The organism is Amycolatopsis saalfeldensis (genome assembly GCF_900110575.1).
GTDB classification, from domain to species: Bacteria; Actinomycetota; Actinomycetes; order Mycobacteriales; family Pseudonocardiaceae; genus Amycolatopsis; species Amycolatopsis saalfeldensis.
The window spans coordinates 172787-198628 of the sequence record NZ_FOEF01000010.1 but is presented as its reverse complement, the minus strand read 5'-3'; the positions used below and the strand labels follow the sequence as shown (position 1 = coordinate 198628).

The window sequence follows — 25842 nt, the reverse complement described above, 5'->3', positions numbered from 1 at the left end:
CGGCTTGTGAAGGCGGCGCCCCTGACCGGCCCTGACCCTGCGGCGGGCGACGGCTGCCATGCTTTCTGTAGTTGTCCAACACCGGGGTAATACCCAGAAATTCCGGCCCCGTTACGTCGTTCACCCGTCCGGGCGGACATCGTGATGATTCCCTTCCCGGGCACCGGCCTGGCAGGCTGGCCCGATGGATGATCTACTCCTGCGCCGCGTCCGGGTCGGCCTGGCCGGGCAGCTCGCCGACGTCCGCGCGAACGAGGGCCGGGTTTCCGCCATCGAGGCGCCCGGCTCCGGCTCGGGATTCGCCGCGCGGGTGCTCGACGGGCACGGCGGCACGCTGCTGCCCGGCCTCGTCGACGCGCACGTGCACGCCGTGCAGTGGGCCGGCTTCCGGCGCCGGATCCCGCTGGGCACCGCGCATTCGGCGGCCGGCGCCGTGGAACTGCTGCTGCAGCGGCTGCTGTCCGCGCCCGCCCATCCCGGGCAGCGGGAGGAACTGGTGGTGGGCGCCGGTTTCCGCGACGCGCTGTGGCCGGACGAGCCGCACAAGGACCTGCTGCAGCGCGCGCTGCCGGGGCGGGCCGCCGCGTTGTTCGGCGCCGACCTGCACACGCTGTGGCTCAGCCCGGCCGCGCTCAAGCTGATCGGCCGCGAGCACCCGACCGGCGTGCTGCTGGAGGGCGACTGCATGAGCGCCACGGCCGAGCTGCCGGCCGCGCCGCCCGAGGTGCAGGACCGCTGGGTCGCCGACGCGCTGACCGCGGCCGCCTCGCGCGGAGTCACCGGGATCGTCGACTACGAGTACGCCGACACGGTCGCGGACTGGACCCGCCGGGTCGCTTCCGCGCCGCCGGCCACGCGCGTTTCCTGCGTGATCGCACGGCACCTGCTGGACACCGCGATCGCGCGCGGCCAGCGCACCGGCGACGTCCTCCCGGACGGCGGGGGACTGCTGAGCGTCGGCCCGTTCAAGCTGTTCGTCGACGGCTCGCTCAACACCCGCACCGCCTACTGCCACGACCCGTACCCGGAGACGGATTCCGTTGGGCTGCTGGAACTTCCGCCCGCCGAGCTGGTGCCGCTGATGCGCCGCGCCGCGGAGCACGGGCTGGCCCCCGCGGTGCACGCGATCGGCGACAAGGCCAACACGATCGCGCTCGACGCGTTCGCCGAACTCGGCTGCGCGGGCCGGATCGAGCACGCGCAACTGCTGAGCGCCGAGGACATCCCGCGGTTCGCCGCGCTCGGCCTCGTCGCGAGCGTGCAGCCCGCGCACCAGCCGGACGACCGCGACGTCGCCGACCGGCACTGGCACGGCCGCACTGAGCGCGCGTACCCGTACCGCGCGCTGCTGGATTCCGGCGCCCGCCTCGAAATCGGCTCGGACGCGCCCGTCGCGCCCCTCGACCCGTGGGACGGCATCGCCGCCGCGGTCGGCCGCACGGACGACACACGTCCGGCCTGGCACCCCGAGCAGGCGATCCCGCTGGCGGACGCGCTGGCCGCCGCTTCGGGCGGGCGCCGAGGCGTCGCCGTCGGCGATCCGGCGGACCTGGTGATCACCGCCGCCGACCCGACCGGGCTGACCCCGGCCGACCTGCGCGACATGCCGATCACGGCGACGTTCCTCGCGGGGCAGCCGACCCATCTGGCCTGAGCCGAACCGCCCGGGCCGACCAAAGACGGATTGACGGGACAAGCCGGACCGGCGAAGATCGTGGGCACCTGATTGACAACGTTGTCACCACGAGAGGATCGCGATGAGAACGCGGAAACGCGTCTTCGCCGCCTTGGCGCTCGCCTGCACCTTGGGCGCCATGGCCACCCCGGGCACCGCGGCGGCCCACGACCGCGGCCCCCAGTTCGCCGCCGACCCCACGAAGCTGGTCGACACCTCGATCGGCAACAACGGCGACGGCACCACATTCCCGGGCGCCACCACGCCGTTCGGCATGGTGCAGCTGAGCCCGGACACCCAACTGAAGAAGTACGCCTCCTACGATTACGCGCAGGACACCGTGCTCGGCTTCAGCCACACGCACCTGTCCGGCGTCGGCTGCCAAACCCAGGGCAACTTCCGCTTCATGCCCACGACCGGCGCCGTCACCTCGTCGGATCCGGCGCAGTACGGCGCGAAGTTCAGCCACGCCAACGAAACCCGTGCGCCGGGCTACTACGGCGTGAAGCTCGACAACGGCATCCAGGCCGAGCTGACCGCCACCCAGCGCACCGGCCAGCACCGCTACACCTTCCCGGCCGGCGCGGCGAGCGAGAACGTGCTGATCGAGGTCGGCGAAAGCAACGGCTACACCTACGCCGGCGACGTCCACGTGGTCGGCGACGACACCGTCGAGGGCTGGCTGCAGGGCGGGAACTTCTGCGGGGAGACGCAGAAGGAGCGGTACCGGGTCTACTTCAGCGCGAAGTTCGACCGGACGTTCTCGGCCTTCGGCACCTGGACCGACGGCAAGCTGACGCCGAACCAGCGTGACGCGTCGCTCGGCACGCAGCGCGCGGGCGCCTGGCTCACCTTCGACCCCGCTCGCGGTGGCCAGGTGGGCGCGTCCGTCGGCGTTTCGTACACCTCCGTCGACGGCGCGCGGCTGAACCGCAAGGCGGAGCAGCCGAGGTCGTTCGACCGCGCCCGCGCCGCCGCCCACGACACCTGGTCCGGCGAGCTGAACCGGATGCGCGTCGCCGGCGGCACCACCGCCGACCAGCGCACGTACTACAGCGCGCTCTACCGCTCGCTGCTGCACCCGTCGATCGGGTCCGATGTGGACAACCGGTACCGCGGCTTCGACGACCAGGTGCACCGCAGCGATTCCCCGTACTACCAGATGTTTTCGCTCTGGGACACCTATCGCTCGCAGAACCAGCTCGTCGCGCTGCTGCATCCGGACAAGGCCGCGGACATGGCGAAATCGATCCTGCGGATCTATTCCGACGGCGGCTGGGTGCCGAGATGGGCGCTCGGTGGCGGTGAGACGAACGTGATGAGCGGCGACCCGGTCACCCCGTGGATCGTCGACAACTACCGCCGCGGCCTGCTCGACGACCGCACCGCGCGGCAGCTGTTCGACGCGTTGTGGAAGAACGTCAACGAGGTCCCGGCCGACCAGTCGATCTTCCGTGGCCGCGACGGCAATCCGACGTACGTGCAGAACGGCTGGATCGGGTACCAGGACCGGCCCGGCTACACCTTCGGCGACAGCCGTCAGGCGGGCTCCGCGACGCTGGAGTACTCGCTGGCCGACTGTGCTCTGTCCACAATGGCCTCCGGTCTCGGCTACCGCGACAAGGCGGCCACGCTCGCGCGGCGCTGTGACAACTTCACGAAGCTGTGGGATCCGACCATCTCCTCACACGGCTTCACCGGCTTCCCACGCACGAAGGCGGCGGACGGCACCGGCGTCGGCGACCCCGACCCGGCGCAGTCGACCGGCTTCCACGAGGGCACGCCGTGGCAGTACCAATGGCTCGCGCAGCAGGACCCGCAGACGCTGTTCGCCCAGATGGGCGGCGCGGACCAGGCGGAGAAGCGGCTCGACACCTTCTTCGACACGCCGCTGGTGCTCACCGATCCGGCGAAGGCCGCCGCGGACTCCTGGGTCCACGGCGCGTACGACTACCACAACAACTTCGCCTTCAACCCCAACAACGAGCCGGACCTGCACGCGCCCTGGATGTACGCGTGGACCGGTGCTCCGTGGAAGACTTCGGCCGTGTTGCGCGCGGCGCGGACGCTGTTCACCGACACCCCGTACGGCATGCCCGGCAACGACGACCTCGGCACCATCTCGTCGTGGCTGGTGTTCTCGATGGCCGGGGTGTTCGAGGCCCAGCCGGGCTCGGGCACGTACCTGATCAGCGCGCCGATGTTCGAGAAGGTGGAGATCCGGCCGTCCGGCGGGCGCCCGGTGGCCATCGACGCACCCGGCGCCAGCGCGGCGAAGCTCCAGTATGTGTCCGGTGTGGACACCCGCCGGGGCGAGCTGCGCCAGAGCTGGCTGAGCAACGAGGACTTCCTCCGCGCCGGCACGATCCACGTGCGCCTCTCCGACCGGCCGACGAGCTGGGGCACGAACTCCGCCCCGCCTCCGCTGGTCCGCTCCTGATTCGCCGGTGGCCGTTCCCTTGAGGGGCGGCCACCGGCGTTTCAGAGCAAGGACTCGCCGTCGCGGAAGAACCCGCCGGTGGGACCGTTGTGCGGCAGCGTCGCGGCCCACACGATGCCGCGGGCGCTGTCGGCGGCGGGGCGCGCGCTGTCTTCGTCGCCGCGTTCGGGATGGGTGGCGGTTTCACCCGGGTCGACGGAGTTGACCAGGATCGGGGTGTCCTTCAGCGCGTGCGCGAGCACTTCGGTGAGGACGTTGAGCACGTGCTTGGCGAACGAGTGGGCCGGGGCGCGCAGGCTGGCGCGCAGGTCGAGGCCGGTGGCGATCTGCAACGCGGAAACGCTGGAGACGTTGACGATGCGGGCGGCGGGGGCTGCCTCGAGTAGTGGCAGCAGCGTCTGGACCAGCTGCCAGGGCCCGAGCACGTCGATGTCCAGTGCCGAGCGGACCGCGTTGATGTCGGCCGCGAGCGCGGAGAGAGCGGTGAAGTCGACGACGTCGCTGGCGTTGTTGATCAGCACATCGAGGTGGCCGAAGGACCGGGTCAGGTGGGCGGCGGCCTGGGCCATGCCGGCCGGGTCGGTGAGGTCGAGGCGCAGCGCGGTGGCCTGGTGGCCGGCGTCGCGGAGTTCGGCGGCCAGCGGTTCGGCGCGGGAGACGTCGCGGGCGGTGAGGATCACGTGGTGACCCTGCTCGGCCAGGCGGCGGGCGACCGCGAACCCGATCCCGGCGGGACGGCTGGTTCCGGTGATCAGGGCGGTTTTCGTAGGCACAGTTCTTGGTCTTTCGGTCAGTGGCCGGCTTGCTGTGAGTGCTTCGGCAGCAGCCCGACCAGGAGCAGCACGAGGAAGTAGAGGCCGGCGCAGATGGCGAACACCAGCTCGGCTGCGGCGAAGTAGGACGGGTCGGCAGGTCCGCCGGCGCGGGCGAAGAACACCGTGCCGAGCGCGGCGACACCCAGGGCGCCGGCGAACTGCTGCGCGGCGTTGAGCAGGCCCGCGCCGGTGCCGACCTCTTCGGTGTCGGCGTCGCCGAGGATGAAGTCGAACAGCGGGATGAACAGCAGGCCGGCGCCGGCGCCGGTGACGAACAGGGCCGGCGCCAGATTCCACCCGGTGAGCGCCTCGCCCCAGTGCGCGGCGGACCACCAGAGCCCGAGCAGGCCGGCGACGGCGAGGGCCAGTCCCAGATGCAGGTTGGCGCGGCCGAGCTTCCCGGCGAGCACCGCGCCGGACACCAGGGTGGCGACCGCGGTGCCCGCGGCCCAGGGGATCAGCGCGAAGCCGGTCCGCAGCGGGGTCCAGCCCAGGCCGGACTGCAGCAGCAGGTTGACGACCAGGACGAACGCGCTCAGCGCGGCGTAGAACCCGCCGGTGATCAGCAGGCCGACGATGAAGCTGCGTTTGCGGAACAGCGAAGGCGTGATGACCGGGTGGCTGCTGCGCCGTTCGGACACGACGAACAACCCGAAGGCGACCAGCGCGGCGGCGATCATCACGTAGGCCCAGGCGGGCCAGCCGAGGTCGCGGCCCTGGATGAGCGGCACGATCAGCAGGGCCGAACCGGCGGTGAGCAGGGCCACGCCGCGCAGGTCGAGGCGGGCGCCGCGGTCCTCGCCGCTGTGGCGCGGCAGCACGAACCAGGCGAGCGCGCCGGCGGCGAGACCGAACGGGACGTTGATCAGGAAGATCGAGCGCCACTGGCTGCCGAACAGGTCCAGGTGCAGCAGCCAGCCGGCCAGGATCGGCCCGGCCACCGTGGCCAGGCCCATGATCGGGCCGAACGGCATCAGGGCCCTGCGCAGGTGCTGGGGCGGGAAGACGATCTTCACCAGCGCCATGCCCTGCGGGATCATCACCGAGCCGAACAGGCCCTGGCACACCCGGGCGGCGATCAGGAAGCCGGGGCTGGGCGCCAGGCCGCAGGCCAGTGACGCGACGGTGAAACCACCCATGCCGATCAGGAACAGCCGGCGGCGGCCGAGCAGGTCGCCGAGCCGGCCGGAGGTGATCAGGCCGAGGGCGAAGGCCGCGGTGTAGGCCGACAGCACCCATTGCAGGGTCATCGGCCCGCCACCGAGGTCGGCGCGGATCGAGGGCCCCGCGAGGTTGGCGACGCTGGTGTCGATCAGGTCCATCAACTCGGCGACGACCACGACCACCAGGACCAGCCAGGACCGGCCGAGGGGGAGCGGGCCGGCACTGGGCGGCCCGGCGCTGGGCGGAGCGGCACTGGGCAGCTCCGACGAACTAAGTTCTGTAGTCACGAACAATGTTCTACGCGGCGAACTAAGTTCGTGTCAAGCTATAGTGACCGCATGCCCACCGACCCCCGCCGACGCCGTGCGGCCCTGCACGTCCGGTCCCAGGAGGACGCCGCGCCACCGGCCAGGCGCAAGACGCCCATCACGCCCGACCGGATCACCGACGCCGCGCTGCAGGTCATCGCCGCCGAGGGTTACGACGCGCTGACGATCCGCCGGGTCGCGGCCGTGCTCGGCACCGGGCCGTCCTCGCTGTACGCGCACATCGTGAACAAGGACGACCTCGACGACCTGCTCATCGGCCGGCTCTACGCCGAAATCGTGCTGCCCGAACCCGACCCCGCCGTCTGGCGCCGGCAGCTCCTCGACGTTTATGCCCAGATGCGCGACCAGTACCTGAAGTACCCGGGCGTCTCCCGCGCCGCGATGGCCGTGGTCTCCACCCACCTCGAGACGCTGCGGATCGGCGAGGGGCTCCTCGCCATCCTGCTCGCCGGCGGCCTCGAAGCGCAGACCGCCGCCTGGGTGCTCGACGCGCTCACTCTCTACGTCAACGGCTATGCCCTGGAGCGCTCACTCGTCCAGCAACGACGGCAGCACCACGACGACGACTGGGTCCTCAGCCGCGAAGAACTCGTCAGCCGGTTGAGCGCCCTGCCCGCCGACCGTTTCCCCCACACCCGCAGCCACGCGGTCGAACTGACTTCCGGCGCCGGCCACGACCGGTTCGACTTCACCCTCTCGTTGATCCTCGACAATCTGACCCGGCATTGACCTCCAGCTTGGTCGAGGTAGCAGGGTTGCGGCATGACGATCTGGATCTGTACCGGCTGCGGCGTCGAACACGCGGATTCCGTTGTGGCGCCTGAACATTGTGTCTTCGACCGTGGTGCGGTCACCGACGAGGAGCGCGGTGACCTCGGCGCGCACGGATCGTGGACCACGCCCGAGGAGCTGGCCGTGCAGCCGCACGAGATCCGGCACCGCGACCACGGGCGCGGGGTGCACAGCCTGCGCCGCGAGCCTGCGCTGGCGATCGGCCACTGGTCGTTCCTGGTGCAGACCCCGCGCGGCAATCTGCTGTGGGATCCGCCCGCCTTCGTCGACGACCAGGTGACCGGCCTGGTGCGTGAACTCGGCGGCGTGGCGGTCATCGCCACCAGCCATCCGCACATGTTCGGCGCCCAGGTGAGCTGGAGCCATGCGTTCGGCCGGGTGCCGGTGCTGGTGAACGCCCTGGACGAGGAGTGGGTGGCGCGCCCGGATCCGGTGCTGGAGCGGTGGACCGGCCATACCGAACCGTTGCCCGGTGTCGAGCTGGTGCACGTGGGCGGGCACATGCGCGGCAGTGCCGTCGCCCGCACCGCCGACGGCACGCTGCTGGTCGGCGACACCATCGCCGGCACCCCGGACCCGGGCTGGGTTTCGTTCCAGCGCAACGTGCCGCGGCGCGTTCCGCTGTCGGCCGCGGCGGTGCGCCGCATCGTCGACACCCTGGAGCCCTACGACTACGACCGGCTCTACACCCTCGGCGGCAACACTGTGGAGGGTGACGCGAAGCAGGTCGTGCGGAGTTCTGCCACTCGCCACATCCGCTGGGTCAGTGGTGAATTCGACCAGCTGATCTGAGTCTTGATCACCCACGCCGGTACTAGGTGTTGCGTCCTGCCAACGGCTTCACTGGCAGTCGTTGTCCGGAATGGGGTGATCGTTCGTGTTCAGATGGCAGCAGGCTGAAGGGAAAAGGCATGCGTTCGAGGGGGTGTTCCCACCGCGTCCGGAGGAGTCGTTCGTGACGTTGTGCGGGGTGGAGGTGACCGTGACGCGGGAGGACGTCCCGCAACTCGGCGGGCACTGGTTCGATCCCACGTGCGGAGGATGTGCGTCGACGTGGCTGAGCCGCAGCTGACCGACGCCCGGCTGCTGGACCGGATCCGTGACCTGGAGGCGTCGCTGCCCGCGGATCTGGCCTTCCTGACCCGGGCCGTCGAAGAGAAGTCCCCGCGCCCGGACGCACTCCGCGACCTCGGCGAGCGGCTGGTGGACCTGGGCGGGGCAGTGCTGCGGCGCTCGGAGGAAGTGAACGCCGCCGTCCTCGCCACCCTGCCCGCGCACGGCTGGCTGCCGGGCGCGGGCCCCCTCCGCCGCGCTGCGGGCCCGGCCCATGAGGCCGGCCGCCGCCCCGCAGGCCTGGCCCACCAGGTCGGCCCTCGCCCCGCAGGCCTGGCCCACCAGGTCGGCCCTCGCCCCCTCCGCTGCGGCATAGTGTTCCTGGCCCTGTGCGGCGCCGCGTGTTTTCCCTTCTACGGCAAGGATCCGACCGATCGCACAGCCCGCCACGAGCACTGCCCGACCTGCCGGGCACGGGACGCTACGGTGACGCTGCCGGACGGCGCCACCGCCGGCCAGTGACGCGATAGGACGGTGGCGCGGTTGGCCGATGACGCGGCTCGACGCTGAGGCGCCGGGGCAGACGGTGCCGTGGCCAGATGGCAGCTCGGCTGGGCGATGATGCGGCTGGTTGGGGGTGCGGCGAGGCGGTGCGGCGCTGGAGTGGACGGTGCCGCGGCCGGATGGTGGTGTGGCTGGCCGGTGGTGCGGTTGGGCGGTGGTGTGGCTGGCCGGTGGTGTGGCTGGCCGGTGGTGCGGTTGGGCGGTGGTGCGGTTGAGCGGTGGTGCGGTTGGGCGGTGCGGCGCTGGGGTGGGCGGTGTCGTGGCCGGATGGTGGTGCGGCTGGGCGATGATGCGGCTGGTTGGGGGTGTGGCGAGGCGGTGCGGCGCTGGAGTAGACGGTGCCGGGGCCGGATGGTGGGGTGGTCGGGCGGTGGTGTGGCAAGGCGGTGCGGGTGTGGCTGGGCGGTAATGCGGTAATGCGGTAATGCGGCGAGGCGGTGCGGCGGCTGCATAGTGTGCGTCTGGCCAGCGGCACGGCATCGCACGGTACGGCCCGCTCGATGGGCTGGCACTGCGATCGGGAACCCCGCCCGGTCTTCGGCGCTCGGCTGGCGGCAGCGGGTCGGCAGTGGGCAGTGCGCACAAGGGCGCTGGGCGGCGCGGTGGGGGCTGCTTCGGATTTCCCGGCTGGTCGCGGTTTGATCGGCTGGTGCGGTTTGCGCCGGGATCCGGACCCGGGCGCAGGGCACGCGCCAGCCTCCGGAATCGGGAGGCTCAGAACGAGCGCGGCCTGCGCTTTTCGTGTTGGCTGGGCGGATGAGCGAGGACAAGCCGGCGAACTCGACGGAGAAGCTGTTCCGGATCGCGATCGCGCTGAAGGGTCTTGATGGTGCGTTGCAGCTGGTGGGGGCGCTGATCCTGGCGTTCATCCCGTCGACGGCCGTCACTGGGTTCGCGCATGCGGTGATCACGCGGGACCTGCTGGGCGACCCGTCCGGCACGCTCGCGCGGCACCTGGAGCTCGCGGCCGAACACTTCGCCGACGGCAGCACCAAGACCTTCGCCGTGGTGTACCTGCTGGCGCACGGCCTGATCAAGCTCGCGCTGGTGTTCGCGCTCGCTCGCAAGTGGGTGCGCGCCTACCCGGTCGCGATGGTGGTTTTGGCGGCCTTCGTCGTTTACGAGGTGTACCGCGCGATCAACACCGGCTCCATCGCGCTGCCGTTCTTCGCGGCCCTCGACGCTGTGATCATCGTGCTCGTGTTCCGGGAATACCGGCAATTGCGCCGTCAGCGGCGTTCGGCTCAAGATACCGCCCAGTAGTCGCGGTCCGGCAGGCGTAGCCAGACGTCGGCCGGGCCAGTGACCGGGCGGGGGTCGGTCGGCCTCAAGCCTGCGTAGGCGAAGGCGTACGCGCTGCCCGGACAGAGGTCCCAGGCTTCGAGGACGCCGTCCCGGACGATGTCTCCCCGGTTGCCGCTCTTGGCATTCGAGAACACGCCGTAACCCACCGACAGCAGCTTGCCGACCACCGGGCGCGGGAGCCCGGGGTCCCCCGGGCTGGGTGACCACACAGCCACCGGCCACGTCGGTCACCCCGACGATCGGGCTGATCTCTTCCAGGTCGTACGACCACGGATCCTCCAGGATGTCCGCCATCTCGTCCGTCCCGTCGTCCTCGACCGGTTCCGCCAGCGCCTCCGCTTCGTCGACGCCCACACCGGTGGGAGACGGCCCGAACAGATCCGGGTTCCCGACGGCCAACGCGAGCCGCCCGGGGGACCAGCCCGCCTCCGGCGAGCCGCGGCCCGCTGCCTCGTGCAATGGCGTCCCCCACAATGGATCCATACCGAGTGGGTCCGCGCCCTCGGCCAGCCGCTCGCGCACGGCCGCGAGGTCGCCCCAACCCAGTCCTGCCCATTCGCCGCTTCGCATGGTCCCTCCCCGATCCAGTCGAACCGACCGTAACGGGACCCACCGACAATTTTCGCACCACAACCCGGAAAGACCCGGTTTTCCCTTACCTATCAGGGAAAACCGGGTCGTCCAGGGTCAGGCGGCAACCGGAAACCGCTCGGTGACGACGTAGGCGACGTCCACCTCCGGCTGCTCGACGAAGAGCGCGGTCGCGTTGTCGGAGCCGCCGATGGCGATGGCCGTCTCGACCAGTGCCGCGGCGCCGCGGCCCGGGTCGCCGAGCAGCTCGTCGATGGTCGCGGGCGGCAGGACCTTGTGCACGCCGTCGCTGGTCAGCAGCAGCCCGCCGCCGACGACCTCGGAAGTGCCGATCTCGTGCGGCTTCGTGGTGCGGACGCTGGTGGTCACCATGTGCTCCATCCGCGGGGTGTACGGCTGGTGGCGCGACCGGAAGTACTCGGCGAGCGTGTGGTCCACCGTGAGCCGCCGGACCATGCTGCCGTTCCAGGCGTACGCGCGGGCGTCGCCGACCCAGGCGATCCGGTAGCCGCCCGCGAACGGCATCGCGACCACCAGCACGGCGTCGCCGGTGCCGCCGAGCTCGCGCAGCGCCCGCTGCGCGTTGAGGATCGCCGCGACCGGGCCTTCGCTGACCGGGGTGCGCGCGGCGGCCGCGGCGGCGGTCTGCGCGGCGCGCCCGGCGCCCGGGTCGTCGCCGACACCGTCGGCGAGCGCAAACGTGATTCCCGGCGCACCGGCCAGTGCGTACGCGCTGACCGCGTCGGCATTACGCTCGCGTGGCCCCTGCGCGCTCGCGGTGTGCCAGCGTGGGTATCGAGTCCCGGCCATGGCGTCCTCCCGGATTTCTCGCGGCTTCCCCTTGACTCCAGAATGCGCCCGTTTCCTGGGAAGATCCTGAGGGTCGGCTGTAGGTCCGCTGTTTCCCCGCGATCAGGAAGTGAGCTGGTAGACGGTCTGCCCGCCCACCGTGGTCGCGGTGAAGTTCGCCGCCACCCAGTCGGTGATGTCGCTCGAGCCACCGCCTTGCCCGCCGCCCTGGCCGCCGACGACGTAGTAGGAGACCTCGCCGTTCGCCACGTACTGCTGGAACTGGGCCAGCGTCGGCGCCGGGTCGCTGCCGTCCCAGCCGCCGATGCCGATCACGGCCTTGCCGCTGGCCAGCTCCAGGGTGGCGGCGGACTGCGAGCCGCTGGTCGCGGCCGCCCACTTGGTGGTGGTCTTCGCGAGCAGCTGCGAGAGGGCGGTGCTGGAGCTGTCCTCGCCGAAGCCGCCGCCCATCCGGCCGCCGCCGATGCCGCTCTGCGAGGAGGGCCCGGAAACCGGGATGGATCCGGTGTGCGCCACCGTGGCCGTGTCCACGGCATACGCGGCGGTGCCGAGGCCCAGCGTCAGCACGCTCGCCGCGGCCAGCACCGCGAGCGCCTTGCGCAGGGGCGGCAGCCCGACCACCACGACCGTCGCGACCAGCAGCGCCAGCACCGCGACGACCCAGCGCAGCCACGGGAGCCAGTCCGGCGTCCGGGCGAGCAGGATGAAGTCCCACACCCCGGTGACGGCGATCATCCCGCCCAGCACCAGCCGGGCCGAGCTGTTCGCGCGGCTGCGCCACAGCGCGTGCCCGGCGATGGCGACCACCGCGGCGATCGCCGGGGCGAGCTGCACGGAGTAGTACGGGTGGATCGTCCCGCCCATGAAGCTGAACACCAGCCCGGTCACCAGCAGCCAGCCGCCCCAGACCAGCAGCGACGCGCGGGTGCGGTCGGTGCGCGCGGCGCGGCGGGTGAACCACAGCCCGGCGGCCAGCCCGATCAGCGCGGCGGGCAGCAGCCAGGAGATCTCGGTGCCGAAGCTGGCGCCGAACATCCGGCCGATGCCGCTGGCGCCGCCGAAACTCGTGTTGCCGCCCCCGCCACCGAATCCGCCGCCACCGCCGCGATTGCCCTCGCCGCCGAAGATCCGGCCGAGGCCGTTGTAGCCCAATGCCAGCTCCAGCAGGCTGTTGCCGGTCGAGCCGCCGATGTACGGGCGGGAGGACGCCGGCCAGAACGCGACCAGCGCGAGGAACCAGCCCGCCGAGACGACCACCGCGGCCGCCGCGCCGAGCAGGTGCAGCAAGCGTTTGCCCAGCCCGGTCGGCGCGGCGATCAGGTACGCCAGCGTGAACGCCGGCAGCACCAGGAACGCCTGCATCATCTTCGTCAGGAAGCCGAACCCGATCGCGACGCCGGCCAGCGCGAGCCACATCGGACTCGCCTTTTCGACGGCGCGGACGGTGAAGTACGCGGCCGCGATCAGCAGCAGCACCAGCAGCGCGTCCGGGTTGTTGAACCGGAACATCAGCGCGGCCACCGGCGTCAGCGCGAGCACCGCGCCGGCCAGCAGGCCGGGCACCGGACCCGACACCCGCCGCACCGTCAGGTACAGCAGGCCGACGGACGCGACGCCCATCAGCGCCTGCGGGGCCAGCACCGTGAAACTGGAGAAGCCGAAGATCCGCGCGAAGGCCGTGCCGACCCACAGCGCGGCAGGCGGTTTGTCGACCGTGATCACGTTGCCCGAGTCCAGCGAGCCGAACAGCCAGGCCTTCAGGCTCTGCGTGCCGGACTGCACGGCGGCCGCGTAGAACGAGTTGCCGAAGCCGGAGGCGGTCAGGTTCCAGAAGTAAAGCACGGCGGTGACCGCGAGCAGCCCGAACACGGACGGGCGCACCCAGCGTGGCGCGTTTTCCTTGCGGTGACGGGGATCTCGGGCAGTGGCACCCGCGACGGGAGCGGGCAGGACGGCGGTCATCGTTTCTCCTCGGCGGTGGCGCGCCCGCGGCGGGGGTTGAAGACCCAGCCACGCAGCAACAGGAAGCGGAGCACCGTGGCGGCCAGGTTCGCCAGCACGAGCACAGTGGTTTCCAGGACCAGCCCGGGGTGGGTGGTCCCGTTGAGCAGGGCCAGCGAACCGCTCGTCAGCAGCAGGCCGAGGCCGAACACGATCAGCCCTTCGAACTGGTGCCGCCCGGCGCCGGTCCGCCCGCGCACGCCGAAGGTGACGCGGCGGTTGACGGCGGTGTTGGCGATCGCGGTGACGAGCAGCGCGGTGAAGTTCGCCGCCTGCGCGCCGACCATGGTGCGCAGCAGCAGGAACAGCAGCAGGTACGCGGCGGTGCTCGCGACGCCGACGGCGGCGAACCGAACCAGCTGCCGCGCCAGGCTGGGCGGCACCCCCGGCGCCTCGACGCCGATGGGCTCCCGGCCGAGCTGCTCGCGCAGCCGGCTGATCGGGACCTCGCCGGTGAACGTGGCGCGGGTCAGCCGCGCGACGCCCTTGAGGTCGGCGGTGGCCGTGGCGATGATGTTGACCGACGAGTCCGGGTCGTCTACCCAGTCCACCGGCACCTCGTGGATGCGCAGGCCGGAGCGCTGCGCGAGCACCAGCAGCTCGGTGTCGAAGAACCAGCCGGTGTCCTGGACGTGCGGCAGCAGCCGCCGGGCGACGTCGCCGCGGATGGCCTTGAAGCCGCACTGCGCGTCGGAGAACTTCGCCGCCAGCGTGCTCTTGAGGATCAGGTTGTAGCAGCGCGAGATGAACTCCCGCTTCGGCCCGCGGACCACCCGGGCTCCACGGGCCAGCCGGCTGCCGATGGCGAGGTCCGAATGCCCGGACAGCAGCGGCGCCACCAGCGGCGCGAGCGCGGCGAGGTCCGTCGACAGGTCCACGTCCATGTAGGCCAGCACGCTGGCGTCCGATGTGGACCAGACGGTGCGGAGCGCGCGCCCGCGGCCCTTCTCGTCGAGGTGGTGGACCACGACTTCGGGGATCTCCCGCGCGAGCCGCTCGGCGACGTGCAGGGTCTCGTCCGTGCTCGCGTTGTCCGCGATCGTGATCCGGTACGGGTAGGTGACGTGTTCTTCCAGGTGCGCGTGCAGCCGGCGGATGCACGGCTCGAGGTCGGCTTCTTCGTTGTAGACCGGGATCACGACGTCGAGGACCGGGTGGGGGCCGCCGAGGCCGACCGGGGCGGTGCCCGGCCGCGGGGCGGGCACGGTGCCGGCGCTGCTGCGGGAGGGAGCGGTGGCGTTCATGGATTCACCTTCGCGGGCCGGCCTTTGGTGACCTTGTGGCATTCCTGTGCCGGCCCTGTGGGTCCGGGTTTCCCCGGTGGTCTTCAGACGGTCAGGTCGTACACCGTGACACCGTCCACAGTGGTCGGTGTGTAGTTCGCCGCCACCCACTCGGCGATCTGCTCGGCGTAGTCGCTGCCGCTGTCGCCCTGCATCGTCATGTCCTCGCCGAGGAAGTAGTGGATCTGTCCACTCTGGACGTACTGCTGGAACTGCCGCAGCGTCGGGTACGGGTCGGTCCCGTTGAAGCCGCCCACGGCGAGCACGGGCTGCCCGCTGCCGAGCTGGTACCCGGCGGCGTTGTTGGAGCCGACGGTCGCGGCCGTCCAGCGGTACTCGCTCGCGTCCCGGGTCAGCAGGGCGGTGAGATTGGTGCCGGGCAACGAGGTGCCGAGCAGACCGCCCGCCATACCACCTCCGCGCCCGCCGCCGTTCCCGCCGGGACCGCCGCCCATGCCGCCGAAGCCCTGCGCACTGCTCGGTCCGGCCGAGGGAATGGCGCCGCTGTGGGTGGCCGCGGCGGTCGCGAGGCTGTACGCGCCGGTCCCGGCGAGCAGCGTCACCAAGCCCAGCACGGCGATCCCGCGTGCGGCGGCGCGGCCGAGCTGGTTGACGAAGAACAGCGCGACGGCCGAGAGCAGCCCGGCCACGAGCACGGCCGGGGCGAGCCACGGCTGCCAGGAGGAATCGCGGATCAGCAGGACGTACGTGGTCACCGCGGTCAGCGCGACGCCGCCGCTGAGCAGCCCGGCGGCGGCCGGTTCCGAGCGCAGGCGCCAGAGCTGCACGGCCGCGGTGCCGGCGAGCGCGGCGATCGCCGGGGCCAGCGCGACCATGTAATACGGGTGGATGATGCCGCCCATGTAACTGAACACGGCCGCCGTCACCAGCAGCCAGCCGCCCCAGACGACCAGCGCGGCGCGGCCGGGGTCCGTGCGCGGCGCGCGGCGGGTGAACCAGAGCCCGGCGCCGAGCGCGAGCAGCGCGGCCGGGATCAGCCACGCGATACCGCCGGCCATCTCGCTGCCGAACAACCGGAACAGGCCGGTGCTGCCCCAGCCGCTGCCGCCCCCGCCACCGCCGACGCTGCCGGTCTCGTCGCCGGTGATGCGGCCGAAACCGTTGTAGCCCAACGTGAGTTCGAGCAGGCTGTTGTTCTGCGATCCGCCGATGAACGGCCGGTCGGCGGCCGGCCACAGCGTCACCACGGCGAGGTACCAACCCGCCGAAACGACTACCGCGGCCGTCGCGGCGGCCAGGTGCAGCAGCCGTTTGCCGAGCGAGGCGGGCGCGGCTATCAGGTACGCCAGGCCGAACGCGGGCAGCACCAGGAACGCCTGCAGCATCTTCGCGAGGAACCCGAACCCGACCGCCGCACCGGCCAGCATGAGCCACTTCGGGCTCGCCTTTTCCAGCGCGCGGACGGTGCAGTACGCGCCGGCCACGAGCAGCAGCACGAGGAGCGCGTCGGGGTTGTTGAAGCGGAAGATCAGCGCGGCGGCGGGGGTGAGCGTGAGCACGGCGCCCGCCAGCAGCCCGGCCGCGGCGCCCGACGTCCGCCGCACCGTGGCGTACAGCAGCCAGGTTGAGCCGACGCCCATCAGCGCCTGCGGGACCAGGATGCTCCACGCGTTCACCCCGAACAGCCGCGCGGACAGGCTCATCACCCAGAGCGCGGCGGGGGTCTTGTCGACGGTGATGCCGTTCGCGGCGTCGCTGGAGCCGAAGAACAGCGCCTTCCAGCTCTCCGAGCCGGCTTGCGCGGCGGCGGAGTAGAACGCGTTGGCCCACCCGGAGGCGCCGAGGTCCCACAGGTAGAGCCCCGCGGTCGCGACGAGCAGGAGCAGGAGCGCGGGGCGAACCCAGCGGGGGTCGGTTTTCCGGGGGGCCCGGTCCGGGACGGCCGGACGGGCGGGTGTCGCGACTGCGGTCATCCGCCCAGCCTCACGGCCTGAGCTGGGGCGCCGTTGTGCCGGCCCTGTGTGGTTTCTGTGCTTTTGTCCGCGGCTCAGGCGACGCCGAACTCCAGCGCCGTCCGCCCGTCCGCGACCGGACTCGAAGCACGCAGCACGAGCCCGGCGCCGGCGCCCAGCGCGGCCAGCCCGTCGACCGTGCGCTCCCGGCCGCCGAAGCACATCAGCATGAACAGGTCCATCGCGGTGTCGGTGCCCTGGCCGAGCACCGGCTCGATCACCACGACGGTGCCGTCCGGCGCGGCGGCCCGGCGGCAGCCGGCCAGGATCTCGTGGGCGTGCTCGTCGTCCCAGTCGTGCAGGATGTCGGACAGGAGACAAACGTCGGCCCCGGCGGGCAGCGGGTCGAAGAAGCTGCCGGAAACGGCGCCGGCCCGGTCGCCGAAGCCCGCGGCCGCGAACCGGTCCGCCGCCGCGGCGCTCGTCGGCTCCAGGTCCAGGACGCGTCCGCGCAGACCGGGATGGGCCCGCAGGATCTCGGCGAGCACGAGCCCGTCGCCCCCGCCGACGTCGAGGATTTCGGTGAACCGGCTCCAGTCGAAGCGCTCGGCGATCTGCGGCGCCTGTGCCTGGAATCGCCAGCTCATCTGGGCGTCGAACGAGCGCCGCAATTTCGGGTCCGTGCCGAGGTCCGCCCAGAATTCGCGGCCGTAGCGCTGTTCGTAGGCGGGCGTGCCGGCGGTGACCGTGCCGAGCAGGTCGACGAAGGCGAGTTCGGCCCGGCCGCCGGCGCAGGTGATGTCGAGCAGCGGCTTGATCCCTTCCGGGGCGTCCTCGCGCAGCTGAGCGCCGAGGTCGGTCGGGCGGTACCGGCCGTCGTCGAGCGCGAAGACGTCGATCGCGACGAGGTGGTCGAGCAGCCGCCGGAGCGCCGGCGCCGCGGTTGCGGTCTCGGCGGCGAGCTGTTCTGCCGTCGCCCCAGCGGCCCCTGCGTGCTCGGCCAAGCTGAGCGTGGCGGCCACCCGGATGGACATCGGGGTGGCGAGGTCGGCCATGACTCGGATCTGCTCCATCGCGCGAACGTAGCCAAGCCGTGGTGACTGGGGCAGCTGTATTTCCGCTAAGACGCGCGCAGGTTGTTGGGCGGCCGTCCCGGTTTGTGGGGGCGCCGGGCTTCGAGCTGTGGCATCGAGTGGCTGCGTTGCGCGGGCACGACCGTCGGCAGGCGCACGGCGAATTCCGTGCGGCCCGGGTGGCTGTGCACCTCGATCGTGCCGTGGTGCGCGACCAGGACCGCCGCCGCGATGGCCATGCCGAGGCCGGTGCTGCCCGCGGCGCGCGAGCGTGACGAGTCGCCGCGCGCGAAGCGTTCGAAGACGGCCGGGAGCAGGTCCGGCGGGATGCCCGGGCCGTTGTCGGTCACGGTGACCACGGCGCTGCCGTCGGCGGAGCGCGCGAGCGACGTGACGACGGTGGTCCCCGGCGGGGTGTGCACGCGGGCGTTGGCGAGCAGGTTGGCCAGCACCTGGTGCAGCCGCTGGACGTCGCCGTGCACCAGGATCGGCTCGTCCGGCAGGCGCAGCTGCCACTCGTGTCCGGGGCCGGCGACGTGGGCGTCCCCGACGGCGTCGGCGACCAGCCGGGCGAGGTCGACCTCGGCGAGCTCCAGCGGACGGCCCGCGTCGAGCCGCGCCAGCAGCAGGAGGTCTTCGACGAGCGTGGTCATCCGGTCGGCCTCGGACTCGATACGGGTCATCGACCGCGCGACGTCGGGCGGCACCAGCATCCGCCCGCGCCCGGCCAGCTCGGCGTACCCGCGGATGGCGGCGAGCGGCGTCCTCAGCTCATGGCTCGCGTCGGCGACGAACTGGCGGGCCCGCATTTCGCTCGCGTGCCGCGCCTCCAGCGCGCCGGAGATGTGGCCCAGCATGAGGTTCAGCGCGGAGCCGACCTGGCCGACCTCGGTGCGCGGGTCGGTGTCGCTCTCGGGGACCCGCACGGAGAGGTCGACGTAACCCCGGTCCAGCGGCAGCTCGGAGACCCGCGCGGCAGTCGTCGCGACGCGTTCGAGCGGCCGCAGCGTGCGCCGGACCGCGAACGCCCCGATGAGCGCCGCCCCGGTCACCCCCACCGCGGCGACGCCGAACAGGATCAGCCCGACCGTCAGCAGCGTCAGGTGCACGGGATCGAGGGGGACCCCCGTGATGACCACGCCGCCCGGGATGGCCGACGCGGTGACGCGGTAGTCGCCGAGCTGGTCGAGGGTGCGGTCGTAGGCCTTGCCGTCGACGGGCACCGTCTGCAGGGCGTCCAGCTGCGCGGTGGTGAGCGTGACCTGCTGCCCGTGCTGAGAGAGGGAGCCGCCGTCGACGAGCTGGTTGCCGACGAGGTGCGCGTTGACGGTCCCGGCGCCCTGCCCGGGCGCGTCGAGCGGGTTGTGCCCGCCCAGCGGCCCGCCGTGCATGGCGAAGTCCTTGGCCCGGTCGGCGGCGGCGTAGAGCTGCCCGTCGGTCTGGCTGGTGAGGAAGGCGCTCAGCGCGAACTCGCTGACCACCCCGATCACCAGGCACACCAGCGAGAGCAGCAACACGATCGACAACGTGAGCTTCACGCGCAGCGAAAGCCGCCCGAACCGGGACGGCCGGCCGGGTACCCCCTTCGCGCGCTGTGCCATGACAAGAGCGTGCGGGCCCAGAGTGTGGGAGCGATGTGTGCTGCCTGTGAGTCGGCTGTGCGAGGGATCGCGGGAATGTCACGAGTGCGCCGGAAAGCCGGTCACAGCACCGTCTGACGGCGGCCACAGTGCCCGCACAGCGTCGCCGCCCACGGTGGGTTTCAGATCCCTTGCCCACCTAAGGAGTGACGTCATGACCACACCTCGCAGCGGTCAGCCGCCCGTTCCGCCTCGGCCGTCCGGTCCGGCTCGCCCGGCGGTTCCGCCGAACGGCGGGCCCGCGGCCTGGCCGAACTCCGGGCCCGCCGGCCCGAACGGGCCCTACGGCATGAGCGGCCGCCCCGCCGGACCCGGTCCGGATTACGGCCCGCCCGCCGCGCCGGGCCGACCCGTTGCGGCTCACGGTCCGGCCGAGACGCCGGGCCGACCCCGTGCGGCTTATGGTCCGGCCGAGACGCCGGGCCAACCGGTTCCGGCCGCATCGCCTGCGGCCGCGGGACCGGCCGGGTCTTCCGGAGGGGCGGTGCCGCCGGATCCCGGACCGTCCACGCAGGACACCTGGGGCGGCGCCACACCCCCGGCGCCCGGTGGCGGCGCGGCCTGGAGCGGCCGCCGCAAGTGGGTCGCGGGCGGGGTCGCCGCGGTCATCGTCGTGGGCGGGGGCGCGGGGATATGGGCGGCGAGTTCGTCGTCGAGCACGGACGCCTCCGGTGCGACGGGCGGCGGGCCCGGCTCGGGCCAGTTCGGCGGCCGAGGCGCGCCCGGCGGCGCCGCGACGTTGAGCACCGCGCTGCACGGCGAATTCGTCACCGCCGGCACCAGCGGCGGCTACGTCACCGAGTTCCTGCAGAAGGGCAAGGTCACCGCGCTGAGCGCCACCTCGCTGACCGCCCAGAGCGCCGACGGGTTCACCAAGGTCTATACCATCGACGCCACCACCGCGACCGGCGTCACGAACGGCGAAGAGGTCACCATCGTCGCCACCACCTCGGGCAGCACCGCCACCGCGACCTCGATCACGGAGACCAGCGCCACCGGAGGCCCCGGGAACTGAGAAACGCCGGGTCAGGACCAGGATCGAGCGATCGCCAGCGCCTCCGTGGCATACAACCGTCCGAACAGGACAGTGTGCACCAGGAGCGGGAACAGCTGGTGCAGCTCGATCCGCTCGCGCCAGCCGGGTGACAGGGGCGCGGTTTCGGTATAGGCGCCCAGGATCCGGTCCAGCCCGGGGCAGTCGAACAGGCGCAGCATCGCCAGGTCGGTTTCGCGGTGGCCGCCGTGGGCCGCGGGGTCGATGAGGTACGCGCCGTCCCGCGCCCACAAGACGTTGCCGTGCCACAGATCGCCGTGGAGGCGGGACGGCGGCTCCGGCGGGCCGGACAGCTCCGGCAGGCGGTCGCAGACCCGGTCGAACGCCCCGGCCTCGCCGGCGGTCAGGGTGCCCCGGTCCCGGGCGAGCCGGACGTAGGGCCGGACGCGGTGCTCGGCGTACCACTCCGGCCAGTCCGGCGCCGGGGTGTTTTCCATCGGGGCCAGACCGATCCAGGCGCCGGGCGGGGCGTCCGGGGGAGGGGAGCCGAACGCGGGGGCACCGGCGGCGTGCAGGGCGGCGAGGTCACGGCCCAGCCGCTCCGCCGTCCGTTCGTCGGCCCGCTCCGTGTCGATCCGGTCGAGGACCAGCCAGTGCTCGTCGTACCCGTGGACGGCCGGGATCGGCACCACGGCGGGCTCGGCCAGCCAGCGGAGCCCCGCGGCCTCGGCGGCGGTGGCGCCGGGAGCGTGGCCCCGCTTGACCACCACCACGTCACCGTCCAGGACGGCTTCGGTCAACGCGCCGGACAGCCGCCGCGTGGCGGTGACCGGGCGGCCGGTGAGCCGGGAGACGGCAGCCGCGGCAGCATCCACGACCGGGACCGTACCGGTTCAGCGGTCGTAGTCGACGGCCAGTTCGGCGGTGGTCGGCCGGGCGCGGCAGGTCAGGATGCGGTTCTCCACGACGTCGGCTTCGGTGAGGGCGTAACGCACGTCCATGTCGACGCGGCCGCGCACCAGCTTCGCGACACAGCTGCCACACGCGCCGCCGGTGCAGGAGTACGGCACGTCGAGGCCCGCGCGCAGCGAAGCGTCCAGCACGGTCTCGCCCGGCTTCGTGACCACCGTGCTGGTCAGCTTCCCCACAGTCACCGACAGCTCGGCCGGCGCCCCCTGCGGCCGGCGCGCGGGCGCTCCCGCGAACAGTTCGAAGTGGACGTCCTCGTCCGGCACGTAGTTCTCCGCCAGCGTCCGCCGGACCAGGTCCAGCAGGCCGCGGGGACCGCACAGGAACCAGCGGTCGACCTTCGCCGGGTGCAGCCGGTTCTGCAGCAGCGCGCGCAGCCGGGTGCCGTCGAGGCGGCCGCTGAGGTAACGCTCGTGCGAGATCGCCAGCGCCTCGCCGACGGTGTCGAGGTGCCGGACCGGGCGGTGCGTGTGCAGGTCCGGGTCGCGCTCGTCGGTGCGGTAGTGGATGACGTGCAGCCGTCCCGCCCACTGCCGCGCCAGCGCGCCGATCTCGTCGGCGAACATCGTGGTGGCGCCGGAGGTGTTGACGAACAGCAAGGTCGCGCGGCTGTGCGGCTCGTCGCGCAGCGCCGTCGCGAGGATCGACAGCACCGGCGTGATGCCGCTGCCCGCCGCGAGCGCGACGTAGTGCGCGGTTCGGGCTGGCACGGGCGTCAGCGTGAACCCGCCCGAAGGCGGCAGCACGTCCAGCTGATCGCCGGGCCGCAGCTGCGAGTTGGCGTACGTGGAGAACGCCCCGCCGTCACGCCGCCGCACCGCGATGCGCAGCAGGCCGCTCTCCGCGGCGGAGCAGATCGAGTACGTGCGCCGCACCGGCATCCCGCCGATCAGGGCCCGAACCGCCACGTGCTGGCCGGGCCGGTGCCGGAACGTCTCGCGCAGCTGGTCCGGCACGGCGAAGGTGATCGCCACGGCGTCCTCGCCCGTGGGCTCGACGTGGTCCACCCGCAACCGGTGGAACCGCCGCGGGCCGGGCTCCGGCGCGGGCGGTTCGGCGAAGCTCTTCGTCAGCCGGCGCCACGCGCGGTGTTCCGTCGTGGTCAGCTCACGACCGTCGCGCGTGCGCAGGTAGCGGTGGAACGGGACGACCGGGCGCAGCTGGTGCTGCAGGTGGTAATTCCGGTGCAGCAGCACCGGTTTCGCCAGCCACCTCAGGCTCGCCCGCAGCGGCGAGGAGCCGGCAGGGCCCTCCGCGGCCTGGGCCGCGTGGTGCGGCAGCCAGCCGAACCACCACATCATCAGCCCGAGCCCCAGCCGTTGCGGGATCAGGTAGACCACCAGCAGCTCCCAGCCGTACCCGGTGGCGACCAGCACCGTCGCCAGCGCGGTGAACGCGGCCAGCGCGACCAGTCCTTCGGCGCGCTCCGCGGCCGGGCGGCCGCGGAGGTGCTGGGGGAGGCGGCGCGCGAAGCGGAAGTCGATCGTCAGCCAGCGGAACGGCAGCTGCCACCAGTGGCCCTGCGTCACCCACGCGTCCGGCCCGGGGTTCGCGGCGTGGTGATGGCTGCTGAGGTGCAGCGAGCGGAACAGCGGGAACGAGCCGTAGGCGGCGACGAACAGCGTCGAAAGCCGGCCGAGGACCTCGTTCAGCCAGGTCAGCCTGCCGGCCGTGTGGTGCGCCGACTCGTGCGCGACGGTGAACATGGTGAAGGTGGCGAGCACGTGCAGCGGAACGGTCAGCCAGGGCGACGCGAGGCCCGCCAGCAGCAGCCAGGTGGCGGTGGCCCACAGCGCGAGCCCGCCGAGGAACAACGCGAGCGCGGGGAGTGACACCGGGGGCAGGGCGATCCGCGGGCCGGGGACCGTGGCGGGCCCGCGTTCCCCGGCTCCGGGCGGGCGGCTGTCGACGACGGGCATCCGGCGGGCTCCTCGCCTTGAGCGCTCCTGGTCGAGCGGTGACACGCTAGACAATCGGACGGCATTTGTACATCGGCTTTCCCGCGGGGCCTGCCGGGAATCCGCGCCGGCGTGACGGCGGCCGCGGCGCACGTACTGTGGGCAGCGGCTCCCGCCCAGCCGCCGTGTGCGCCGGTGCAGGCGCTCTGCCGCTGCTCGGCAAGGTTGTCCGGTGGCCCCCGACCAGGTCCGCCCGCACCCCTGGCCTAGACTCGGTCGTCCCGGTCTGCAGGTGACCGGGGCCAATCCGCGGATTGTCCAACCCCATCGTTTACCGCTCGAGGAGAAGACCTTGAAGAGCACCGTCGAGCAGCTCAGCCCGACGCGAGTCAAGATCAATGTCGAGGTGCCGTTCGACGAGCTCAAGCCGAACTTCGACCGCGCCTACCGCAAGATCGCCCAGCAGGTGCGCATCCCGGGCTTCCGGCCCGGCAAGGCGCCCGCTCGCGTCCTGGAAAGCCGGATCGGCCGTGCGCCGGTGCTCGACGAGGTCGTCAACGAGGCCATCCCGGCCAAGTACATCGAGGCCGTCCGCGCCGGGGAGGTCCGCACGCTGGGCCAGCCCGAGTTCGAGGTGACCAAGATCGAGGACCGCGAGGTGCTCGAGTTCACCGCCGAGGTGGACGTGCGGCCGGAGATCGAGCTGCCGGACCTCGAAGGTCTTGAGATCAGCGTCGACGACGTCGAGACCACCGACACGGAGGTCGCCGAGCAGCTGGACGAGCTGCGCGCCCGCTTCGGCACCCTCACCGGTGTCGAGCGCCCGGCCGAGAACGGCGACTTCGTCTCCGTCGACCTGTCGGCGACCGTCGACGGCGAGACCGTGGAGGAGGCCTCCACCAGCGGCCTGTCCTACGAGATCGGCTCCGGCCAGCTCGTGGACGGCATCGACGAGGCGATCATCGGCGCGAGCGCCGGCGACACCAAGACGTTCACCACCCAGCTCGTCGCCGGCGACCACGCCGGCAAGGACGCCGAGGTGACCGTCACCGTCCAGTCGGTCAAGCAGCGCGAGCTGCCCGAGGCCGACGACGAGTTCGCCCAGCTGGCCAGCGAGTTCGACACGATCGACGAGCTGAAGGCCGACCTGAGCGAGCGCCTCGCCCGGGTCAAGAAGATGCAGCAGGGCGTGCAGGCTCGCGACCAGGTCCTCGACATCCTCCTGGAGCGCACCGAGGTGCCGATCCCGGAGAAGGTGCTCGAGGGCGAGATCGAGAACCGCAAGCACGACGCGGTGCACCCGTTCGACCACGACGAGGAGCAGTTCGCGAAGGCGCTCGAGGCCGAGGGCCGCACGCTGGACGAGTTCAACGCCGAGGTCCAGGAGGAGTCGGAGAAGGCCGTCCGCACGCAGCTGCTGCTGGACACCATCGCCGACAAGGAGCAGACGTCGGTCAACGACGCCGAGCTCACCGAGCGGATCATGTACCAGGCCCAGCGCTTCGGCGTCAGCCCGGACGAGTACGTGCAGCGCGCCCAGCAGTCGGGCCAGCTGACCGCGATCTACGCCGACGTGCGCCGCGGCAAGGCGCTCGCCTCGGTGGTCCGCGGCACCACGGTGAAGAACGCCTCGGGCGAGGAGGTCGACCTCTCGGAGCTGTTCGGCGCCGGCGACGAGGCCGACACCCCCGCGGTGGTCGAAGGGACCGTCGAGGAGACGCAGGTCACCGAGGAAGCGGCCAAGACCCCGGCGGAGTGAAGCTGTAAGCGAACTTGGGCGGTGTCAGGCATTCTGCACCGCCCAAGTTCGTTAGGGTCGGGTGTTAGGTAGGCATCTGAACACGACAGCGGCGCCCGGTTCGACACAGGGCGGCCGCCGGCGAAAAGGCAGGCAGACGTGAAGCAGCACATGCCCGAGGGGCGGACCGGCACCGCGGGGCTGACCCTCACCGACTCGGTGTTCGAGCGGTTGCTCCAGGAGCGCATCGTCGTCCTCGGCTCCGAGGTCAACGACGAGATCGCCAACCGGATCACCGCGCAGCTGTTGCTGCTCGACGCGGACGACGCCGAGTCCGACATCCGGTTCTACATCAACTCCCCGGGCGGCTCGGTCACCGCCGGGTTCGCCATCTACGACACCATGCAGCTGATCAAGCCGGACGTGGCGACCTACGCCATGGGCATGGCGGCCTCGATGGGGCAGTTCCTGCTCTCCTCGGGCACGCCGGGCAAGCGGTACGCGCTCCCGCACGCCAGGATCCTGATGCACCAGCCGTCGGCGGGTGTCGGCGGCACGGCCTCGGACATCGCGATCCAGGCCGATCTGTTCAACAAGTGGAAGCAGGAGCTGGCCAAGATCACGGCCGAGCAGACCGGGCAGACCACCGAGCAGATCATCGCGGACGGCGACCGCGACCGCTGGTTCACCGCGCAGGAGGCGAAGGACTACGGCTTCGTCGACCACGTGCTGAGCCGCGGCGACGGCAACGGCCTCAACCCGACCAACTGAGCGCGAAGCACACAGGAGACCTCT

General features: G+C 72.1%; 21 protein-coding genes. 10 read left to right on the top strand and 11 right to left on the bottom strand.

Features of this window, described 5'->3' with window-relative positions; genetic code table 11:
* Nucleotides 1-184 precede the first annotated feature (184 nt).
* Both BMY97_RS23245 and BMY97_RS23240 read left to right on the top strand, forming a co-directional pair.
* Nucleotides 185-1654, top strand: coding sequence for an amidohydrolase (locus BMY97_RS23245; RefSeq protein WP_091619550.1), 1470 nt, complete (start codon nucleotides 185-187; stop codon nucleotides 1652-1654).
* Between the two features lie 103 nt (nucleotides 1655-1757).
* Nucleotides 1758-4115 (top strand): GH92 family glycosyl hydrolase, encoded by a 2358-nt coding sequence (locus BMY97_RS23240; protein WP_177231503.1) that lies wholly within the window; start codon nucleotides 1758-1760, stop codon nucleotides 4113-4115.
* A gap of 41 nt (nucleotides 4116-4156) precedes the next feature.
* Here the strand turns inward: BMY97_RS23240 and BMY97_RS23235 are convergent, their stop codons facing one another.
* A complete protein-coding gene (locus BMY97_RS23235; RefSeq protein ID WP_091619548.1) occupies nucleotides 4157-4888 on the bottom strand; it encodes an SDR family NAD(P)-dependent oxidoreductase in 732 nt (243 codons plus the stop codon).
* A gap of 17 nt (nucleotides 4889-4905) precedes the next feature.
* Complete coding sequence (locus BMY97_RS23230; RefSeq protein ID WP_245787444.1) at nucleotides 4906-6381, bottom strand: DHA2 family efflux MFS transporter permease subunit; 1476 nt, start codon at nucleotides 6379-6381, stop codon at nucleotides 4906-4908.
* A gap of 51 nt (nucleotides 6382-6432) precedes the next feature.
* On the opposite strand from BMY97_RS23230, the gene BMY97_RS23225 reads away from it, so the two are divergent.
* From BMY97_RS23225 to BMY97_RS23205, 5 genes are all read left to right on the top strand, one after another.
* Nucleotides 6433-7152, top strand: coding sequence for a TetR/AcrR family transcriptional regulator (locus tag BMY97_RS23225; protein ID WP_091619545.1), 720 nt, complete (start codon nucleotides 6433-6435; stop codon nucleotides 7150-7152).
* A gap of 33 nt (nucleotides 7153-7185) precedes the next feature.
* Nucleotides 7186-8007 (top strand): MBL fold metallo-hydrolase, encoded by an 822-nt coding sequence (locus BMY97_RS23220; protein WP_177231502.1) that lies wholly within the window; start codon nucleotides 7186-7188, stop codon nucleotides 8005-8007.
* An 85-nt stretch (nucleotides 8008-8092) separates the two neighbouring features.
* Nucleotides 8093-8287: an HC3 family zinc finger protein gene (locus BMY97_RS23215; protein ID WP_091619542.1), complete on the top strand. Its 195-nt coding sequence runs from the start codon at nucleotides 8093-8095 to the stop codon at nucleotides 8285-8287.
* Complete coding sequence (locus BMY97_RS23210; RefSeq protein ID WP_245787442.1) at nucleotides 8269-8790, top strand: hypothetical protein; 522 nt, start codon at nucleotides 8269-8271, stop codon at nucleotides 8788-8790. The genes BMY97_RS23215 and BMY97_RS23210 overlap by 19 nt, the downstream gene beginning before the upstream one ends.
* A gap of 798 nt (nucleotides 8791-9588) precedes the next feature.
* Entirely contained in the window at nucleotides 9589-10095 is a 507-nt protein-coding gene (locus BMY97_RS23205; protein ID WP_091619536.1) for a DUF2127 domain-containing protein, read from the top strand.
* Here the strand turns inward: BMY97_RS23205 and BMY97_RS47815 are convergent.
* The 7 genes from BMY97_RS47815 to BMY97_RS23170 form a co-directional block, all read right to left on the bottom strand.
* Nucleotides 10077-10352, bottom strand: coding sequence for a hypothetical protein (locus BMY97_RS47815; RefSeq protein ID WP_218156843.1), 276 nt, complete (start codon nucleotides 10350-10352; stop codon nucleotides 10077-10079). The two genes, BMY97_RS23205 and BMY97_RS47815, sit on opposite strands and share 19 nt — an antisense overlap.
* Before the next feature lie 472 nt (nucleotides 10353-10824).
* Nucleotides 10825-11538 (bottom strand): PP2C family protein-serine/threonine phosphatase, encoded by a 714-nt coding sequence (locus BMY97_RS23195; RefSeq protein WP_091619533.1) that lies wholly within the window; start codon nucleotides 11536-11538, stop codon nucleotides 10825-10827.
* 102 nt (nucleotides 11539-11640) lie between these two features.
* Nucleotides 11641-13500: a glycosyltransferase family 39 protein gene (locus BMY97_RS23190; protein ID WP_091619530.1), complete on the bottom strand. Its 1860-nt coding sequence runs from the start codon at nucleotides 13498-13500 to the stop codon at nucleotides 11641-11643.
* The gene (locus BMY97_RS23185) at nucleotides 13497-14783 is read right to left on the bottom strand and encodes a bifunctional glycosyltransferase family 2/GtrA family protein (RefSeq protein WP_091619527.1); all 1287 of its coding nucleotides are present in this window, start codon (nucleotides 14781-14783) and stop codon (nucleotides 13497-13499) included. Before BMY97_RS23185 ends, BMY97_RS23190 begins: the two co-directional genes overlap by 4 nt.
* A gap of 83 nt (nucleotides 14784-14866) precedes the next feature.
* Entirely contained in the window at nucleotides 14867-16756 is a 1890-nt protein-coding gene (locus BMY97_RS23180; RefSeq protein WP_091619523.1) for a glycosyltransferase family 39 protein, read from the bottom strand.
* A gap of 74 nt (nucleotides 16757-16830) precedes the next feature.
* Nucleotides 16831-17808: a methyltransferase gene (locus BMY97_RS23175; RefSeq protein ID WP_091619519.1), complete on the bottom strand. Its 978-nt coding sequence runs from the start codon at nucleotides 17806-17808 to the stop codon at nucleotides 16831-16833.
* Nucleotides 17809-17855: 47 nt separating this feature from the next.
* Entirely contained in the window at nucleotides 17856-19409 is a 1554-nt protein-coding gene (locus BMY97_RS23170; RefSeq protein WP_091619516.1) for a sensor histidine kinase, read from the bottom strand.
* 523 nt (nucleotides 19410-19932) lie between these two features.
* Here BMY97_RS23170 and BMY97_RS23165 point away from each other — a divergent pair.
* Entirely contained in the window at nucleotides 19933-20463 is a 531-nt protein-coding gene (locus tag BMY97_RS23165) for a hypothetical protein (RefSeq protein WP_091619513.1), read from the top strand.
* A gap of 11 nt (nucleotides 20464-20474) precedes the next feature.
* On the opposite strand, the gene BMY97_RS23160 is transcribed toward BMY97_RS23165, so the two are convergent.
* Both BMY97_RS23160 and BMY97_RS23155 read right to left on the bottom strand, forming a co-directional pair.
* Nucleotides 20475-21317, bottom strand: coding sequence for a fructosamine kinase family protein (locus BMY97_RS23160; RefSeq protein WP_091619510.1), 843 nt, complete (start codon nucleotides 21315-21317; stop codon nucleotides 20475-20477).
* 18 nt (nucleotides 21318-21335) lie between these two features.
* Nucleotides 21336-23330: a fatty acid desaturase gene (locus BMY97_RS23155; RefSeq protein ID WP_091619508.1), complete on the bottom strand. Its 1995-nt coding sequence runs from the start codon at nucleotides 23328-23330 to the stop codon at nucleotides 21336-21338.
* Nucleotides 23331-23661: 331 nt separating this feature from the next.
* On the opposite strand from BMY97_RS23155, the gene tig reads away from it, so the two are divergent.
* Together tig and BMY97_RS23145 are read left to right on the top strand one after the other, a co-directional pair.
* Entirely contained in the window at nucleotides 23662-25068 is a 1407-nt protein-coding gene (gene tig / locus BMY97_RS23150) for a trigger factor (protein WP_091619505.1), read from the top strand.
* Nucleotides 25069-25206: 138 nt separating this feature from the next.
* On the top strand, nucleotides 25207-25818 hold the full coding sequence (locus tag BMY97_RS23145) for a ClpP family protease (protein ID WP_091619503.1): 612 nt from the start codon (nucleotides 25207-25209) through the stop codon (nucleotides 25816-25818).
* The last annotated feature ends 24 nt before the right edge of the window (nucleotides 25819-25842 follow it).

What these genes read in the sequence shown, in the direction of transcription:
- BMY97_RS23180 (WP_091619523.1), bottom strand. Translation starts at nt 16,756, where the DNA reads ATGACCGCAGTCGCGACACCCGCCCGTCCGGCCGTCCCGGACCGGGCC.
- BMY97_RS23175 (WP_091619519.1), bottom strand. Translation starts at nt 17,808, where the DNA reads ATGGAGCAGATCCGAGTCATGGCCGACCTCGCCACCCCGATGTCCATC.
- BMY97_RS23225 (WP_091619545.1), top strand. Translation starts at nt 6,433, where the DNA reads ATGCCCACCGACCCCCGCCGACGCCGTGCGGCCCTGCACGTCCGGTCC.
- BMY97_RS23190 (WP_091619530.1), bottom strand. Translation starts at nt 13,500, where the DNA reads ATGACCGCCGTCCTGCCCGCTCCCGTCGCGGGTGCCACTGCCCGAGAT.
- BMY97_RS23195 (WP_091619533.1), bottom strand. Translation starts at nt 11,538, where the DNA reads ATGGCCGGGACTCGATACCCACGCTGGCACACCGCGAGCGCGCAGGGG.
- BMY97_RS23240 (WP_177231503.1), top strand. Translation starts at nt 1,758, where the DNA reads ATGAGAACGCGGAAACGCGTCTTCGCCGCCTTGGCGCTCGCCTGCACC.
- BMY97_RS23155 (WP_091619508.1), bottom strand. Translation starts at nt 23,330, where the DNA reads ATGCCCGTCGTCGACAGCCGCCCGCCCGGAGCCGGGGAACGCGGGCCC.
- BMY97_RS23170 (WP_091619516.1), bottom strand. Translation starts at nt 19,409, where the DNA reads ATGGCACAGCGCGCGAAGGGGGTACCCGGCCGGCCGTCCCGGTTCGGG.
- BMY97_RS23245 (WP_091619550.1), top strand. Translation starts at nt 185, where the DNA reads ATGGATGATCTACTCCTGCGCCGCGTCCGGGTCGGCCTGGCCGGGCAG.
- BMY97_RS23220 (WP_177231502.1), top strand. Translation starts at nt 7,186, where the DNA reads ATGACGATCTGGATCTGTACCGGCTGCGGCGTCGAACACGCGGATTCC.
- BMY97_RS23185 (WP_091619527.1), bottom strand. Translation starts at nt 14,783, where the DNA reads ATGAACGCCACCGCTCCCTCCCGCAGCAGCGCCGGCACCGTGCCCGCC.
- BMY97_RS23205 (WP_091619536.1), top strand. Translation starts at nt 9,589, where the DNA reads ATGAGCGAGGACAAGCCGGCGAACTCGACGGAGAAGCTGTTCCGGATC.